Annotated in this window: 15 protein-coding genes; 11 read left to right on the top strand and 4 right to left on the bottom strand. The window is 41.1% G+C overall.

Translation table 11 applies throughout. The features are described from left to right. Nucleotides 1–194: 194 nt before the first annotated feature. A complete protein-coding gene (locus ACH0BF_RS08770) occupies nucleotides 195–797 on the bottom strand; it encodes a YhcN/YlaJ family sporulation lipoprotein (protein WP_120037020.1) in 603 nt (200 codons plus the stop codon). A gap of 169 nt (nucleotides 798–966) precedes the next feature. Between ACH0BF_RS08770 and ACH0BF_RS08765 the strand changes: the two genes are divergently transcribed. Beyond that, a complete protein-coding gene (locus ACH0BF_RS08765; RefSeq protein ID WP_340854832.1) occupies nucleotides 967–2,295 on the top strand; it encodes a PhoH family protein in 1,329 nt (442 codons plus the stop codon). Nucleotides 2,296–2,367: 72 nt separating this feature from the next. On the opposite strand, the gene ACH0BF_RS08760 is transcribed toward ACH0BF_RS08765, so the two are convergent. Beyond that, nucleotides 2,368–2,868, bottom strand: coding sequence for a molybdopterin-binding protein (locus ACH0BF_RS08760; protein WP_120037024.1), 501 nt, complete (start codon nucleotides 2,866–2,868; stop codon nucleotides 2,368–2,370). A 159-nt stretch (nucleotides 2,869–3,027) separates the two neighbouring features. On the opposite strand from ACH0BF_RS08760, the gene ACH0BF_RS08755 reads away from it, so the two are divergent. The 3 genes from ACH0BF_RS08755 to pyc all read left to right on the top strand — a co-directional run bounded on the left by ACH0BF_RS08755 (nucleotide 3,028) and on the right by pyc (nucleotide 8,083). Beyond that, nucleotides 3,028–3,309, top strand: a complete 282-nt coding sequence (locus tag ACH0BF_RS08755) for an Fpa/YlaN family protein (protein ID WP_049661321.1) — start codon at nucleotides 3,028–3,030, stop codon at nucleotides 3,307–3,309. Nucleotides 3,310–3,410: 101 nt separating this feature from the next. Continuing rightward, nucleotides 3,411–4,562: an FtsW/RodA/SpoVE family cell cycle protein gene (locus ACH0BF_RS08750; RefSeq protein ID WP_340854829.1), complete on the top strand. Its 1,152-nt coding sequence runs from the start codon at nucleotides 3,411–3,413 to the stop codon at nucleotides 4,560–4,562. A gap of 83 nt (nucleotides 4,563–4,645) precedes the next feature. After that, the gene (gene pyc / locus ACH0BF_RS08745; protein WP_406909280.1) at nucleotides 4,646–8,083 is read left to right on the top strand and encodes a pyruvate carboxylase; all 3,438 of its coding nucleotides are present in this window, start codon (nucleotides 4,646–4,648) and stop codon (nucleotides 8,081–8,083) included. Between the two features lie 36 nt (nucleotides 8,084–8,119). Here the strand turns inward: pyc and ACH0BF_RS08740 are convergent, their stop codons facing one another. Next, complete coding sequence (locus ACH0BF_RS08740; RefSeq protein ID WP_406909279.1) at nucleotides 8,120–9,046, bottom strand: COX15/CtaA family protein; 927 nt, start codon at nucleotides 9,044–9,046, stop codon at nucleotides 8,120–8,122. A gap of 421 nt (nucleotides 9,047–9,467) precedes the next feature. Between ACH0BF_RS08740 and cyoE the strand changes: the two genes are divergently transcribed. The 7 genes from cyoE (at nucleotide 9,468) to ACH0BF_RS08705 (ending at nucleotide 16,043) form a co-directional block, all read left to right on the top strand. Continuing rightward, a complete protein-coding gene (cyoE, locus tag ACH0BF_RS08735; RefSeq protein WP_120038167.1) occupies nucleotides 9,468–10,355 on the top strand; it encodes a heme o synthase in 888 nt (295 codons plus the stop codon). Between the two features lie 87 nt (nucleotides 10,356–10,442). Then, the gene (gene coxB, locus ACH0BF_RS08730) at nucleotides 10,443–11,528 is read left to right on the top strand and encodes a cytochrome c oxidase subunit II (RefSeq protein WP_120037032.1); all 1,086 of its coding nucleotides are present in this window, start codon (nucleotides 10,443–10,445) and stop codon (nucleotides 11,526–11,528) included. A gap of 28 nt (nucleotides 11,529–11,556) precedes the next feature. Continuing rightward, the gene (gene ctaD, locus ACH0BF_RS08725; protein ID WP_120037034.1) at nucleotides 11,557–13,431 is read left to right on the top strand and encodes a cytochrome c oxidase subunit I; all 1,875 of its coding nucleotides are present in this window, start codon (nucleotides 11,557–11,559) and stop codon (nucleotides 13,429–13,431) included. Beyond that, nucleotides 13,431–14,060: a cytochrome (ubi)quinol oxidase subunit III gene (locus tag ACH0BF_RS08720; protein ID WP_120037036.1), complete on the top strand. Its 630-nt coding sequence runs from the start codon at nucleotides 13,431–13,433 to the stop codon at nucleotides 14,058–14,060. Before ctaD ends, ACH0BF_RS08720 begins: the two co-directional genes overlap by 1 nt. 3 nt (nucleotides 14,061–14,063) lie before the next feature. After that, on the top strand, nucleotides 14,064–14,396 hold the full coding sequence (gene ctaF, locus ACH0BF_RS08715) for a cytochrome c oxidase subunit IVB (RefSeq protein WP_120037038.1): 333 nt from the start codon (nucleotides 14,064–14,066) through the stop codon (nucleotides 14,394–14,396). A 192-nt stretch (nucleotides 14,397–14,588) separates the two neighbouring features. Then, the gene (gene ctaG, locus ACH0BF_RS08710) at nucleotides 14,589–15,500 is read left to right on the top strand and encodes a cytochrome c oxidase assembly factor CtaG (protein ID WP_120037040.1); all 912 of its coding nucleotides are present in this window, start codon (nucleotides 14,589–14,591) and stop codon (nucleotides 15,498–15,500) included. A gap of 81 nt (nucleotides 15,501–15,581) precedes the next feature. Beyond that, complete coding sequence (locus ACH0BF_RS08705) at nucleotides 15,582–16,043, top strand: DUF420 domain-containing protein (RefSeq protein WP_182917118.1); 462 nt, start codon at nucleotides 15,582–15,584, stop codon at nucleotides 16,041–16,043. A 45-nt stretch (nucleotides 16,044–16,088) separates the two neighbouring features. Here ACH0BF_RS08705 and ACH0BF_RS08700 read toward each other — a convergent pair whose 3' ends face one another. Beyond that, entirely contained in the window at nucleotides 16,089–16,448 is a 360-nt protein-coding gene (locus ACH0BF_RS08700; RefSeq protein WP_120037044.1) for a YugN family protein, read from the bottom strand. Between the last annotated feature and the right edge of the window lie 176 nt (nucleotides 16,449–16,624).

Here is a 16,624-nt window from a genome sequence, read left to right as displayed (position 1 = left end):
ACAGCCCCCATTCACAAGCAAAATAAAAAGGACTGTAGACAAACTCTAGAATTTCATTGAGTTTGTCTACAGTCTGAAAAGAGCTGATTTATAAATCAGCTCTTTTTAAAAAAGTGATAGGAAAGCCAGCGAGTGTTAGGGCTCCAAGATTAGATAACAAAAAAGTAAGAGGCGCAAATCAAATAGCCTACTCTTTATTTGTGGTGATTCGATTGTTCCTCCTGCTGCTTTTCTAACTCACGGGACTCAGAAGGGGATAATTTTTTCTTTGGTTGTTCCGTTGATTGGTCGGCCCTATCATCTACTAAATTTCCAGGCACTTCAGGCATAGCTCGTCCGGCAATGTCAGCTAACTCGTTGGCAAGACCTTGCAGAGGCCGGCCATCTTCGATATCTTGACCGATTTCTTTTAAGCGTGCATATAAGTCAGGGTCAGCGACAACAACCGACTCGGCCCCATAAGGCTGGTTTTTCAGACCTTCAGCAACTGTGTATTTAATCGAACCAACTTCTGAGCGATCCAAATTAGCGTCCACGTCAATTCCAACAATGGCATATCGTCCCCAAGCTACCGCGGTTGCGTCATTTACTCCTGGCATAGTGCGTGCGGTTGCTGCCAATCGGCGTGATGCTTCACCCATAGAAATACGATCGTTGTTATTTGCTTCACTATTATTGACCTGTGCTTTATAACGTGTTTCATCAGTTGCTTGTTCTTCCATATTTAGCCCTGCATCTTTTTGGGCGGTACATCCGAAAAGAAGAGCAATTGTCAGAAAGGGAAGAATCCATTTCATTTTTGTCACCTCTTTAATTAATGAATAAGACGGCTCTTTATATTTTGTGATCCTCTTCTATTCTTATTCATACAGACATATATTTTTATCAGCCTTTGCCTTATCGTTGAACCTGGTGCCATCTATTCTCATATAATAAAAAAAGATGAACAAAGCAGGAGGCGTATCGTTGAGTAAAATTTATGTGCTGGATACCAATGTCTTGTTACAGGACCCACATGCTATTTTCGCCTTTGAAGAAAATGAAGTTGTCATCCCGGCAGTGGTATTAGAAGAATTAGACTCCAAAAAAAGGTATATGGATGAAATAGGAAGGAACGCCAGACTTGTATCAAAGCTCATTGATAAAATGCGAGAGATCGGCAAGCTGCATGAACGGATTGAATTAGAAAATGGCGGAAGCCTAAGAATTGAATTGAATCATCGCTCTTTTCAAAAGCTTCAAGAAGTATTTGTTGAGAAGACAAATGATAACCGTATTCTGGCAGTAGCAAAGAACTTATCAATAGAAGAGGAAGAGAAAAAAGGCGGCCGATCTGTAATTTTAGTGAGTAAAGACACGCTCGTAAGGGTAAAAGCAGACGCAATTGGTTTACAAGCAGAGGACTTCTTGAGTGACCGTGTCATCGAGATGAGTGATATATATAAAGGTTTTTTAGAAATATATGTGCCCAAAGAGTTGCTTGATTTATTCTATAAAAAGGGCGAGCTGCCTCTCTCTGAAATTGCCCATCACCCTTTTTATCCTAATCAATTTCTTATACTAAAAGATGCACTTGGCAGTTCAGCGTCCGCTGTTGGCATAGTAGATGCCCAAGGAAGAATGCTAAAAAAACTTGTGCATGATGAAGATATCATCTGGGGAATTAAACCGCGCAACGTCCAGCAAATGATGGCGATTGAACTGTTAATGAGGCCTGATGTTCCATTGGTCACTATGGCAGGAAAAGCGGGAACCGGAAAGACACTCATCGCCCTTGCGGCAGGACTTCTACAGACGGAAGATTTACAGCTTTTTAAAAAATTACTTGTCGCTCGGCCGATTGTTCCTGTCGGGAAAGATCTCGGTTACCTTCCTGGTGAAAAACAGGAAAAACTGCGTCCGTGGATTCAGCCTATTTATGATAATCTGGAGTATTTGTTTAATACGAAAAAACCAGGAGAAATTGATCAAATTTTAGCAGGACTCCATTCAGTGGAAGTGGAGGCTTTAACTTATATACGCGGGAGAAGCATCCCTGAGCAATACATCATTATTGATGAGGCACAAAATTTAACGAAGCATGAAGTGAAAACAATATTAACCAGGGTCGGAGAACGAAGCAAAATCGTTTTAATGGGTGATACCGCTCAAATAGATCACCCTTATTTAGACGAATATAACAATGGATTAACATATGTAATTGAAAAATTTAAAGACCAGGCAGTTTCAGGCCATATTAAATTAATGAAAGGGGAACGGTCAGGTCTTGCACAACTGGCAGCTGATATTCTTTAGCCGTATAAAAAGCCAGGCACCCTTCAGCATGCTGAAGGGTGCCTGGCTTTTCTGTTATACCCATACTTTAGGTTAGGAGATCCGAAAGGCAGTCACTTTCCTAATAGGATTGTCCCGATTTGACCCATCCTTAAAAAGGACATGGACAGGACCATCTTCGCGGAGCGGCTTGCCCTCTTTAGAGAAAGCCAGAATGATTTCCTCTGCTCGTTCCAGCGGCAGGGTGATTTCTTCATCATCTGTTTCGATGATAAGAGACTCGGCTCCCGGCTCGGGCTCGGCATTTTTTAAAAATGGTTCGAAAGGTATAGCAAATGTGCCTGTTAATACCTTTTCCTTTTCATATTTTCTTTCGGATTTAATCGTTGGCGGAAATACAGCTCCTTCTCTGATTTCTTTATCCCAGAACTTGGATACATTCTTTGTGTACTCTTCATCTTTAAGAGCCTGACTGTCTTCTTCAGTGTCGAAATATGTATTCAAGTCGATACGCCGGTCATCAAAGATCCATACGCCTGAATCCAAAGTGATTGGAAATTTAACTTTGCCTTTAATGCTCATGATTGTATTCACAGGGGGTCCCCCTTATTTAAATTAGCGTTCTAAATAAATTATAACGCTAGAATTCTTTCTTGTCAGGGATAAATTCAAAATTCCTTGCAAATTAGTCGAATTAACGATAGAATTTTATAAGATACAGTCAATTATTGTGCTGAACAGGGGGAGTTCGATGTGGCATCTGAATTAAAAGTCAATCACAGGGAAAAGGCCTACTCTCTATTAGAAGCAGATGCGGGAAAGATCTTGCGGCTCATAAAAGTTCAAATGGACAACTTAACGATGCCCCAGTGTCCTCTTTATGAAGAGGTGCTGGATACCCAGATGTTTGGCTTATCCCGTGAAATAGATTTTGCGATTCGTTTAGGTCTGGTTGATGAGAAAGATGGGAAAGAACTGATTGATTCACTTGAACGGGAACTGTCAGCTCTCCATGAAGCATCTACTCGAAAATAAACGGCAAAAAACTCAAACACCTTATATCGATGTTTGAGTTTTTTTACATAAAAGGATGCAATTTCAGCGTGCTCCAAGATTTAAGAGATAGGAAGATTAATATGTGGAAAAAAATAATTAGATCATATGATTACTCACTCATAGTCGCGTTTTTTCTTCTCTGTTTGTTTGGGTTGATGATGGTTTATAGCGCCAGCTCAGTAACAGCAGTGCAGCGCTATGAAGTGGCAAGCGACTACTTTTATAATAAGCAAAAGATTCATATTATCATTGCCTCTTTTTTCTTCTTGGTAGCGGCTCTCTTTCCGTATAAGGCTTATAAAAACAGTAAATTTTTATTCTTTATGATAGCGGGGATTGTCGGGCTTCTAGGAATATTGAGTTTTTTTGGTACGATCTCAAACAATGCGAGAAGCTGGATACGTCTCGGGGGATTTTCACTTCAGCCCTCTGAGTTTGCCAAGCTTGTTATCATTATCTATATGTCAGCTATTTACGCTAAAAAACAAAAATATATTAACTCATTCAATAAAGGGGTTACACCACCGGTCATTTTGTTAGTCTTTTTATGCATGCTCATCGCAAGTGAGCCGGATTTTGGTACAGCGTTCATTATATTTATGATCGGTTGTACGATTATTATCTCTTCTGGGATGAGATTTAAGAGCATGTGGAAGCTTATTGTCCTCGGTATAATGGCGGCTTTAATTCTGTCACCACTTATTCTTTATAAAAAAGACGAGATTTTTACAGAAGGAAAAATGAGCCGGATCAATGGGTATCTTGATCCTTTCGAGCACCAAGAAGGAGATGGGTATCAGCTTGTTAACTCTTACTTGGCAATCGGCTCAGGCGGGGTATTAGGAAGAGGGCTTGGTCAGAGCATACAGAAGCTAGGGTATTTGCCTGAACCGCACACAGATTTTATTATCTCTGTCATTTCGGAAGAGCTTGGAGTTTTAGGCGTCTTCATTGTGTTGGGAGGACTAAGTTTCATCGTTTTGAAAGGCATTTATATCGCTATCAAATGCCGTGATCCATTTGGAACGATGATGGCTGTTGGTATCTCAAGTATGGTTGCCATTCAATCGGCTATTAACCTCGGCGGGGTAACTGGGGTCATTCCGATTACAGGCGTACCGCTTCCACTGATCAGCTATGGGGGATCTTCACTTATTTTGCTAGCAATTTCACTTGGCATTCTTGTTAACATTTCTATGTTTGCTAAGTATGAACAGCTTTATAAAAAGTAATACTCATTTCAGTAATAAAAAGGTTCAGTTAAATGAGCCTTTTTATATATATTTTTACTCGCACAACAGGGGAGAGATGGAAAATGAGAAAAATCAGTAAAGTGCTGGTGGCAAACAGGGGAGAAATCGCTATTCGCGTATTTCGTGCTTGTACAGAACTTCACATTCGTACAGTAGCTATTTACTCAAAAGAAGACTCAGGTTCTTACCATCGTTACAAAGCGGATGAGGCTTATCTTGTCGGCAAAGGCAAAAAGCCTATTGACGCCTATCTTGATATTGAAAATATTATCGAGATTGCCAAGCAGGCAGAAGTGGATGCGATTCATCCAGGCTATGGTTTTTTGTCAGAAAATATAGAATTTGCTAGACGTTGCGAGGAAGAAGGAATTATTTTTATCGGCCCTAAATCCCAGCATTTAGATATGTTTGGTGATAAAGTAAAAGCGAGAGTTCAAGCTCAACGGGCAGATATACCTGTGATCCCGGGTACAGACGGTCCTGTCTCCGATCTTGAAGAGGTAGTAGCTTTTGGAAGAGAGCACGGCTTTCCGATTATAATTAAAGCAGCGCTTGGCGGTGGCGGGCGTGGTATGCGGATTGTCCATAGCGTTGAAGAAGTGAGAGAAGCCTATGAGCGGGCAAAGTCAGAAGCAAAAGCGGCTTTTGGCAGTAGTGAAGTGTATGTAGAGAAGTTTGTTCAAAATCCGAAACATATTGAAGTGCAGATTCTTGGAGACCATCAACGAAATATCATTCATCTTTACGAGCGCGATTGTTCGGTACAGCGTCGCCATCAAAAGGTAGTAGAAGTCGCTCCATGCGTCTCACTGTCTGAAAAGTTGCGCAACGACATTTGTAACGCAGCAGTTAAGTTAATGAAAAACGTCGACTATTTGAATGCAGGTACAGTAGAATTCCTTGTTGCTGACAATCAATTTTATTTTATTGAAGTAAATCCACGTGTTCAGGTGGAACATACGATTACAGAAATGGTGACGGGAATTGATATTGTTCAATCACAAATCCTGATTGCGGAAGGCCATTCTTTACACAGTGAAAAAGTCGGCATTCCTGCACAGGAGGATATTACGATTCATGGCTATGCGATTCAATCACGAGTTACAACAGAAGATCCGCTGAATGACTTTATGCCAGATACAGGAAAAATCATGGCGTATCGTTCTGGTGGCGGCTTTGGCGTCCGGCTAGATGCAGGGAACGGCTTCCAAGGATCCATCATTACTCCGTATTATGACTCGCTGCTTGTGAAGGTATCTACACAGGCGCTCACTTTTGAGCAGGCTGCATCCAAGATGCTGCGCAACCTAAAGGAATTCCGAATTCGGGGCATTAAAACAAATATTCCATTTTTAGAAAATGTCATGCGTCATGAGAATTTCATTACAGGTAATTATGATACGTCGTTTATTGATACGACACCGGAGCTATTCATCTTCCCGAAAAGCAAAGACCGCGGAACAAAAATGCTAAACTATATCGGCAATGTGACGATTAACGGCTTTCCAGGCATTGAGAAAAAGAAGAAGCCTCTGTTTGATCAGCCACCTGTTCCCAAAGTCAACCGCCTACAATCGGCTGCCTCTGGTACTAAACAGATTTTAGATGAAAAAGGAGCAGAGGGGCTCGTTGAATGGGTGAAATCCCGGTCCGAAGTATTGCTGACAGACACAACTTTCCGAGACGCTCATCAGTCCTTGCTCGCTACTCGCGTGCGGACCAATGATTTGCTCCGCGTTGCTGAACCAACAGCAAAATTGTTGCCGGATGTGTTCTCTTTAGAAATGTGGGGCGGAGCCACCTTTGATGTTTCCTACCGCTTTCTGAAAGAAGATCCGTGGAAACGTCTGATCTCGTTAAGAGAGCAAGTACCAAATGTCTTGTTCCAAATGCTTCTCCGGGCTTCCAATGCAGTGGGCTACACAAATTATCCAGATAATGTTATCCGCGAGTTTGTTGAGCAATCTGCTGCTACCGGTATTGATGTATTCCGCATTTTTGACAGCTTAAACTGGATCAAGGGAATGGAAACAGCGATCGATGCTGTTCGTCAAACCGGAAAGATTGCAGAGGCTTCCATTTGTTATACAGGGGACATTGAAGATTCAACCCGCCCGAAATACAATATTCAGTATTACAAAGATATGGCGAAGGAACTTGAAAATCAGGGGGCACATATTCTAGGCATTAAAGATATGGCCGGATTGTTAAAGCCGCAATCCGCTTATCGATTAATTTCAGAATTAAAAGCGACCGTCGATCTTCCGATTCATTTGCATACCCATGATACGAGCGGCAACGGCATTTACATGTATGCCAAAGCGATTGAAGCCGGCGTTGATATTGTGGATGTAGCGGTCAGTACGATGGCTGGGTTAACTTCACAGCCAAGTGCCAATACGCTTTGTTACGCACTAAAAGGAACGGAGCGGGAGCCTTCCGTCAGCATCGATGCTTTGGAAGAGCTGTCCCATTATTGGGAAGGGGTCAGAAAGTATTATCAAGATTTTGAGAGTGGAATGGTCGCTCCTCATACAGAAATTTATAAGCATGAAATGCCGGGCGGTCAATACAGCAATCTCCAGCAGCAGGCAAAAGCCGTCGGGCTGGGGGAACGCTGGGAAGAAGTTAAGGATATGTACAGCCGTGTAAACCTGATGTTTGGCGATATTGTCAAAGTAACGCCTTCTTCGAAGGTCGTTGGCGATATGGCGCTCTTCATGGTACAAAACAACCTAACGGAAGAAGACGTACTGGAAAAAGGGGATAAAATTGACTTCCCAGATTCTGTTATTGAACTGTTTGAGGGATATTTAGGCCAGCCGTACGGCGGATTCCCGAAGCAATTGCAAAAGGTCATCCTAAAAGGAAAAGAGCCGCTTACCGTCCGTCCGGGCGAGCTGCTAAAGGATGTGGACTTTGAGGCTCTGCGGGAAGAGTTATCTAAGGAACTGGACCGACAAGTCACAGATCATGATGTGATCGCTTATGCTTTATATCCAAAAGTGTTTAAGGAATATGTGAGAACGATCGATCAGTTTGGCGACGTATCCGTACTGGATACACCGACATTCTTATATGGAATGAGATTAGGGGAAGAAATTGAAATTGAGATTGAAACAGGAAAAACATTGATTGTGAAGCTTGTTTCTATCGGTCAGGCGCAGGCAGATGGCACCCGCATTGTCTACTTTGAATTAAATGGTCAGCCACGTGAAGTAGTGATTAAAGATGAAAGCATCAAATCTTCCGTTGCTTCCAAGATCAAAGCAGATCCAAAAAATGAAAGCCATTTGGCAGCGACTATGCCTGGAACGGTGATTAAGGTGCTCGTCGAAAAAGGTGAAAAAGTCGTTCAGGGCGACCATTTATTGATTACGGAAGCGATGAAAATGGAAACAACAGTTCAGGCACCATTTTCAGGCATTGTAACCAATATACATGTTCAAAACGGTGAAGCGATCTCTACAGGAGACTTGTTAATAGAACTAGAAAAGTAAATAAAAAAAGAAGCAGGCCCAGACCTGCTTCTTTTTTTATGAAACTTTCGAAATATTGTCGGCATTCATTTTGCTTCTGGAAATGAGAAGAATAAAATAACATAGCAGGCCAAACAAACAAGAGATAAATAGAGCATGCGCTAATGCTATGTAGAGATTAAGCTTGGTAAAGATGATCGTGGCACCTGATAAGACCTGCAAAGAGACAAGGAAACAAGCAATGATCCATCCCCAGTAAATCACTCGCTGCTGCTTATAACATTTCACAGCAATAACCGTGATGTAGACGATCCACAAAAAGATGAGACCGGCAGCAAGACGATGCCCCATTTGAATCCATTGATAAGTATTCAGTGGCATAAAAGGATTGCTATTCAGGCAAAAGGGCCAATCGGAACAAGTTAAACTGGCGTTGGTATGCCGTACAAGAGCTCCGGTGTAGACAACTAAGTAACTATAAAGTGTTACACAAATAGTATGCCATTTCATTCGTTTGTCAATAATTAACGAAGAAGCATCGAACTTTTGATCAACTTCAAAGATCAAAAGAGTTAACAACAGAACAGCAGAAAAAGAAATGAGCGAAATGCCAAAGTGAAGAGCGAGAACAAAGTCGCTTTGCCCCCATTTTACTGCCGCTGCTCCGATCAAGGCTTGCGCAATTAAAAAGAACAGAGACATGACAGCTAAGAACTTGGTTTCCCTCTTGTGGCCTATTAGCCGCCAGGAGAGAATAGACAATGCGGCTACGAGCAAGCCGGCAACACCAGAGACAACCCGATGGGATAATTCGATAATTGTTTCTATCGTAATATCCTCAGGAATCAGTTGTCCGTGGCACAGCGGCCATTCATTCCCGCATCCAAGTCCAGAGTCGGTTTTTGTCACTAAGGCACCGCCCAGTAAGACAAGAAGCATGACGAACGTTGTCAAAACCGCTAGCCATTTCAAAGAGCGTTGCATGTTTTTCACCTACTTATATATAGTGCAAAAAGGAGATTATAAAAGAGTTCATCTTCTCGATAATACAGAAGATGAGATAAAAAGACAACTTGTAAAATTATTTGTAAATGTTATGCTTATACGTAGAAGATACGAGTAGACTGATTTCTTTGAAAACGCGAACAAATAAGCTTTTGCAGCTTTTGTTATTATTATCCTATAAAACTAAATCGATAGGAATAGCGCTTTTTCAGCGGACACAAATTCGACATAATTAGTTCATTATGTGTTCACAAAAAAACAAGCTGATATGATTTAATATGGAATGAACAGTGGTTTTTGGTGCCCTTTGGTAAAAAAGCTAAGGCCTCACCAGCTATTCAAAAGACAAACCGCTTGTTTTTAGAGAGGGGGGAAAAAGGTGTCACGTGCCACAACTACGATGGGGAATACTGAACTTCCAGAAACGACAGCCCTGAAGGATTTCCTTGCTTTAATTAAAATCGGTATCGTTAATTCTAACTTGATTACTATTTTCACAGGGCTGTGGCTGGCAATCGTTTTTAACGGCCTGCACTTTCTAACTCAGCTGGATACAGTTTTTTACACGCTTATCGGATCATCCCTGATTATTGCAGGTTCAGCCAGTTTAAATAACTTTATTGACCGGGATATTGACCCGCTTATGGAGAGAACGAAAGGGCGTCCTACAGTTACAGGGAAAATAAGCTATCCAAAAGTAATGTTAATTGGTGTCGCTTTCATTATTATTGGGACAGCTTTTTTGTTCCTCACAACATTTACAGCCGGCCTTATTGGCTTAATCGGCGTATTTAGTTATGTTGTCGTTTATTCCATGTGGTCTAAGCGTCGCCATGTTAGCAACACAGTAGTGGGCAGTATTTCTGGAGCTGTGCCGCCGCTAATTGGCTGGGCAGCTATTGACCCTAATCTGGATATTGTTGCCTGGATGTTATTTTTAATTATGTTCATTTGGCAGCCGCCGCATTTTTATGCGTTGGCTATGAGACGATGTGAAGAATATCGGGCTGCTGGCATTCCTATGCTACCGGTAGTGAAGGGGTTTGCTGTTACAAAACGTCATACAATGATTTGGGTGCTGGCTCTCTTGCCGCTTCCATTCTTTATGACATCATTGGGCACTGCCTTTGTTGTTTTAGCAACAGTTTTGAATATAGGGTGGCTTGCTCTTGGGGTATCTGGGTATAGAATGAAGGATGATCTCAAATGGGCAAAGCTGATGTTTATTTATTCGTTGCAGTACTTAACTGTCCTGTTTGTAGCGATGGTTATTTTTACTGTTATTTAATTCACAGGAATTCTTTCTTGTTAAAGAAATCCATATATAGCTCATATCGCTGCAGAAATTCATAAGAAAGAGGGGTTTAATTAAGCTATGAAAGATAGGCTAACTAAATGGCGTCTTTTATCAGTCTTTGCCGTGTTGGCACTCGTGTTGTCAGGCTGTGGTGAACCATTCCTTTCCACGCTCAAACCTGCCGGAGAAGTGGCTAAACAGCAATATGATCTGATGATTTTAAGCACAATCATCATGATAGGGGTTATTGTTGTAGTTACTGTCATTTTCGTTCTTGCCATTACTCGCTTCCGCCGGAAAAAAGGTGACGAAAACAAAATTCCTAAGCAAGTGGAAGGAAGTCATTTGCTTGAAATCATTTGGACAGTTATTCCTATTATCCTTTTGCTGATCCTTGCTGTGCCGACTGTTGCAGCTACATTTGAACAGGCTAATGTAAAGGAAATGGATAAGAAGCCAAATAAAGACGGAGTGCGTGATGCACTTGTTGTTAACGTACGTGCAAATCTTTACTGGTGGGAGTTTGAATATCCTGACTATAAAGTGATCACGTCTCAGGAACTGGTCGTTCCAACAGATCAAAAGGTATATTTTAATTTGATTTCATCTGATGTAAAGCATTCATTCTGGATTCCTGCTGCGGGAGGAAAAATGGATACGAACACAGATAACGTGAACAAATTTTGGCTGGAATTTGATGGCGATAAAGCGCAAGAAGCCAATAACTTGTTCTATGGAAAATGTGCGGAGCTTTGCGGACCGTCCCATGCTTTGATGGACTTCAAAGTGGAAACAAAATCACAAGATGATTTCAAAAATTGGTTGAGCGCTATGCAATCTGCTAAGGCAGCTACGCCAACTGATACAGCTGCAGCGCAAGGTCAAAAACTCTTTGAACAAAATTGCTTAAGCTGTCACGCAACAAGCCCTGACGACGCACGTCCAGAGCAAGCTAGACTTGCACCGAACTTAGCTACATTCGGTGAGCGTTCACGTGTTGCCGGAATATTGGATCATAACGAAGAAGAGTTGAAAAACTGGATTCGTAATCCTGAAAAGTATAAGCCGGGCAATAAGATGTCAGGTACTTATAAACAATTGAATGAGCAAGAACTTGATCAATTAGCAGCATACTTGATGAGCTTAAAAGTAGAAGAACAATAAGGATTAGAAAAAGAAGGAGGTAAAACCGTTGAGTACCATTGCACAAAAACGAGGTTTCGCAAGTACGGTATGGGACTATTTAACAACAGTCGATCATAAGAAAATTGCGATTCTTTATTTAATCGCGGGTGGAATCTTTTTCCTAATGGGCGGTATAGAGGCAATGATGATACGGGCTCAGCTGGCTGTACCAAATAATGACTTTGTCAGCGCAGGCTTGTACAATGAATTGCTTACTATGCACGGCACAACAATGATTTTCTTAGCAGCGATGCCTTTGCTGCTCGGCTTTATGAATGCTGTTATGCCGCTGCAAATTGGAGCGCGTGACGTAGCATTCCCGTTTATTAATGCACTTGGTTTTTGGCTATTTTTCTTCGGAGGATTATTCTTAAACTTATCATGGTTTCTAGGCGGAGCTCCTGATGCAGGCTGGACTTCATACGCCTCTTTATCACTTGCTTCAGAAGGCCATGGAATTGATTTTTATGCTTTGGGGTTACAGATCTCAGGGTTTGGTACGTTAATGGGGGGGATTAACTTCCTCGTTACGATCATTAACATGCGCGCTCCTGGCATGACTTATATGAGAATGCCATTGTTTACATGGACAACATTTGTTGCTTCTGCATTAATTTTATTCGCGTTTCCTCCACTGACTGCTTCAATCTTTATGTTAACGTTCGACCGTATGTTCGGCGCTAACTTCTTTAACGTAGCAGCAGGGGGTAATACAATTATCTGGGAGCATTTCTTCTGGATCTTCGGACATCCGGAAGTATACATTTTGATTTTACCGGCTTTCGGTATTTTCTCGGAAATTTTTTCAACGTTCTCAAGAAAACGCCTGTTTGGATATTCATCCATGGTATTCGCAACCGTATTAATCGGATTCCTAGGATTCATGGTATGGGCCCACCATATGTTTACAGTGGGACTTGGCCCGGTAGCAAACGCTATTTTCGCAGTTGCGACAATGGCTATTGCGGTACCTACAGGTATTAAGATCTTTAACTGGCTTCTCACCATTTGGGGAGGAAGCATTAAATTTACTGTACCGATGCTTTACGCTGTTGCCTTCATTCCGTCTTTCGTAGCTGGTGGGGTAACAGGAATTATGCAGGCCGTAGCGCCAGCAGATTATCAGTATCATGATACTTACTTTATCGTTGCGCATTTCCACTACGTTATCGTTGGTGGGGTAGTATTTGCTCTGTTAGCTGGAGTACATTTCTATTGGCCAAAAATGTTTGGAACCATGCTAAGTGAAAAAATCGGGAAATTTACGTTTGTCTTTTTCTTTATTGGTTTCCACTTAACATTCTTTATCCAGCACTTCCTTGGTCTAATGGGGATGCCTCGTCGCGTGTGGACGTTCCTTCCGGGTCAAGGACTTGATACTGGAAACCTAGTCAGTTCCATTGGAGCGGCTTTCATGGCAATCTCTGTTATTTCATTGTTAGTGAATGTAGTAATCACTTCTGTCAAAAATGAAAGAGTGGGCAATGATCCATGGGGAGATGGCCGTACGTTAGAATGGGCAATCCCTTCACCGCCTCCATTCTATAACTTTAAGCAATTGCCACTCGTACGTGGTCTGGATGCTTATTGGCTAGAGAAGATGGAAGGCAAACAAACGTTAACACCGGCTGAGCCAATTGGTGATATCCATATGCCAAACGGTTCATTTACACCGTTTGTGATCTCTCTTGGCTTATTCATTGCTGCTTTTGGAGCTATGTACCATGTAGATGATAAAGCATGGGCAATTCCAGTATTAATTGGTGGATTAGTGATCACTTTTGGTGCGATGATCTATCGTTCAATTAAAGACGATCATGGCTTCCATATTCATAAAGAAGATTTAATTGAGGAAAATGATGATAAGGGGGTTAAGGCGTAATGCAAGCTGAAGAAAAATACACACCCCAAACATGGCCTGAATCACCTGAAAAAGCAACCCTTGAAGGCAAAAACAAATTTTTAGGTTTCTGGTTATTCCTAGGCGGAGAGACGGTATTGTTTGCCTCTCTCTTCGCTACCTACATTGCATTGAAAGATAAGGTACCGAGCCCAGATCATATGCTGGCAAAAGATTTATTTGAACTGCCATTGGTATTCGTCATGACAATGCTCTTGTTAACAAGCTCATTAACAAGCGTATATGCCATGTACCATATGAAAAACTACAGCTTTAAGAAAATGCAGCTTTGGCTGTTAATTACGGTTATTCTTGGCCTTGGTTTCCTAGGCTGTGAACTTTACGAGTTCCATCATTACTATACTGAATACAACCATACGTTTACTAGCAGTGCATTTGGCTCCGCTTTTTACACGTTAACTGGTTTCCATGGTGCCCACGTTATCTTTGGATTAGTGTGGATCACTTTGTTAATGGTTCGGAATGCAGGCCGTGGATTGAATCTTTACAATGCGCCTAAATTTTACTTGGCAAGCCTTTATTGGCACTTTATCGACGTTGTATGGGTATTTATCTTTACGGTAGTATACTTAATGGGAATGGTGGGATAATTGATGGTAAATAATCAATCGAATTCAAACAACCCAAGACTCAGTTATGATTACCGCCGCAAAAAGAATGCAGAAGGTATGAGAATTCAGGTAGCAACATTTACCTTAATGATCTTTTTCACTGTTGTTTCTTTTGTAGCAGTAGGAGCAGATTTCTCTAAATGGTTTGTCATTCCATTTATTCTACTCTTGGCAGTAGTACAAGTGGGCTTCCAGCTTTATTATTTCATGCATATGAGTGAGAAGGGCCATGAAGCACCATCCCTGTTTATGTGGTCAGGTGTTACAGTTGCCTTCTTGACCATATTAGCTTTTATGACAATCATTTGGTGGTAATTGTTCGCAAGCGTTAAGGTTTGCAAATTCTTATCGTTACACAAAAGCCGGCTCTTTTTAGAGCCGGCTTTTTTTGTGATCGATCAGCTTTATCGCGTTGTCATGAACTTGTCAATTCGGAACATTGCTAGGGAAAATAGGGAACGTTATAATGTAAGCAGGGCATTGAATATGATATCGAGGTGAAAGGGAATGCCGATTAGTATCTTTGGATCTCAAGCGCTATGGAGTCCTTATTTTCTCGTGCTGTTAATATTGCTAACCGTCCTTTACTTCTTAGGAACAATGAAATGGAGAAGTAAGTTCGAAGGCAAGGAGCCGTTGATGAAACATCAGGCCGCTTTATTTGTGACAGCCATGGTAGTGTTGTATGCAGTGAAGGGTTCGCCAATTGATCTGTTAGGTCATATTATGTTTACGTATCATATGATTCAGATGGCCGTTCTTTATTTGGTGGTTGTTCCTCTATTTTTAAGAGGTGTTCCTTGGTGGGTATGGAAAAAAATAATTGATCATCGTATGGTCAAGCCCGTCTTTAACTTTTTCACAAAGCCGCTGATCGCTTTAATTTTGTTTAACGGTCTATTTTCAATTTATCATTTGCCAATCGTTTTTGATTATATTAAGATGAGCATGCTTCTCCATAGTTTGTACACGATTGGATTGTTTGTTTTTGCTCTCTTTATGTGGTGGCCATTAGTAAATGACATGCCAGAAGGTAGAAAATTGAGCGGTCTTAAGAAAGTGGGCTATATTTTCGCTGATGGGATTCTATTGACACCTGCATGCGGGCTGATTATATTTGCTTCTGCTCCAGTATACGCTACTTACAGCGATGCAGGTGCTTGGCTTCAAGCAATGGAGCTTTGTGTCCCAACTTCTACTCTGCAAGGATTGAGCCTAAGTGGCCCTGAGCTTTTCTCGAGTATGCCTGTGATGGAAGACCAACAGCTTGGTGGAGTCATCATGAAAATCATTCAAGAGATTGTGTACGGCTGTATGCTTGCCTTCGTATTTTTTGAGTGGGTTCGCAAGGAGAAAGAAGAAACTGAGGAAATGAGTGCTTCTGCTTTGATGAATCATCAGGCAGATTACACAAAATAATGGTGGAAAGGAAAGGGAAACCTTCCTTTCCTTTTCCTGCATAGTTATCTGAAAGATTACAAATGGGAGAGAGGAATAAAGATGTCACTACCTATTTTGCCCACAATTAGCACAACCTTTATCGTGTTAAGCGCAATTACCGTTGCCATTGGATGGGCGCAAATAAAACAAAGAAAAATCGAGCAGCACAAAAAAACAATGCTTTTGGCCGCTGTTTTTGCTATTGTTTTTTTTGTTATTTATGCTAGCCGAACGGTTTTTATCGGCAACACAGCTTTTGGCGGTCCGGAAGATATTAAGATTTACTACACCATCTTTTTAATTTTTCATATCACATTAGCCACTGTGGGAGCTGTCTTAGGAATTATCACTATTATTTTAGGGCTGAAAAATAATCTAGAAAAACATAGAAAACTTGGACCAATTACGAGCATTATTTGGTTTTTTACAGCTATAACTGGCGTAGCCGTTTATTTGCTGCTGTATGTATTTTATAAAGGTGGAGAAACAACTTCAGTTATTAAAGCTATTCTTGGGTTTTAAAGGAAAGAAAAAGCGCATGAAATGATTCATGCGCTTTTTAGATTATTAAAAAGTGAACTGTTCCACTTCGTTTTTAAGATCACTTAGAATTTTTTCACATGTTTCCACTAGAGATGCTGGGAAGTTTTCATCTTCTCCGTATTCTACACCGTGTGGATAATAATATTTACCAAGTACAGGAGACATTAATTGGATAGTTGCATCCGAGGAACCAACATCACCTTCAACAGCATATCCAAAAACACGTAGATAGTATGTACCTTCTTTAAGATCAAACCTGCGGTCGAACGTAACCCGTTCGTAATCCCATTGTCCTGCAAGAACTAGTTTGTGTGACCGACAGATATAGTTCAATCGATCAAAATCAATCCGTAAATTCTCTAAACCCGTATTTTCAAATTTCATGAAAAATCCCTCCTGAATATCTTAGCGTACCTCTAATCTATTTCCGCGCTTTTAATCTACCGCTCCAATAATAATAATAGTCGAAAAAAGTGTTTCTTGCAATGAAATGAGGAGAAACAGACAAATCTTTTCCACCAAATAATGGAGCAATTTCATAGAAAATAGCAGAATATTTT

The sequence above is a fragment of the Pseudobacillus sp. 179-B 2D1 NHS genome (genome assembly GCF_045370945.1).
In the GTDB taxonomy this organism is placed as follows: Bacteria; Bacillota; Bacilli; order Bacillales; family Domibacillaceae; genus Pseudobacillus.
This window is presented reverse-complemented; position numbering and strand designations above follow the sequence as displayed.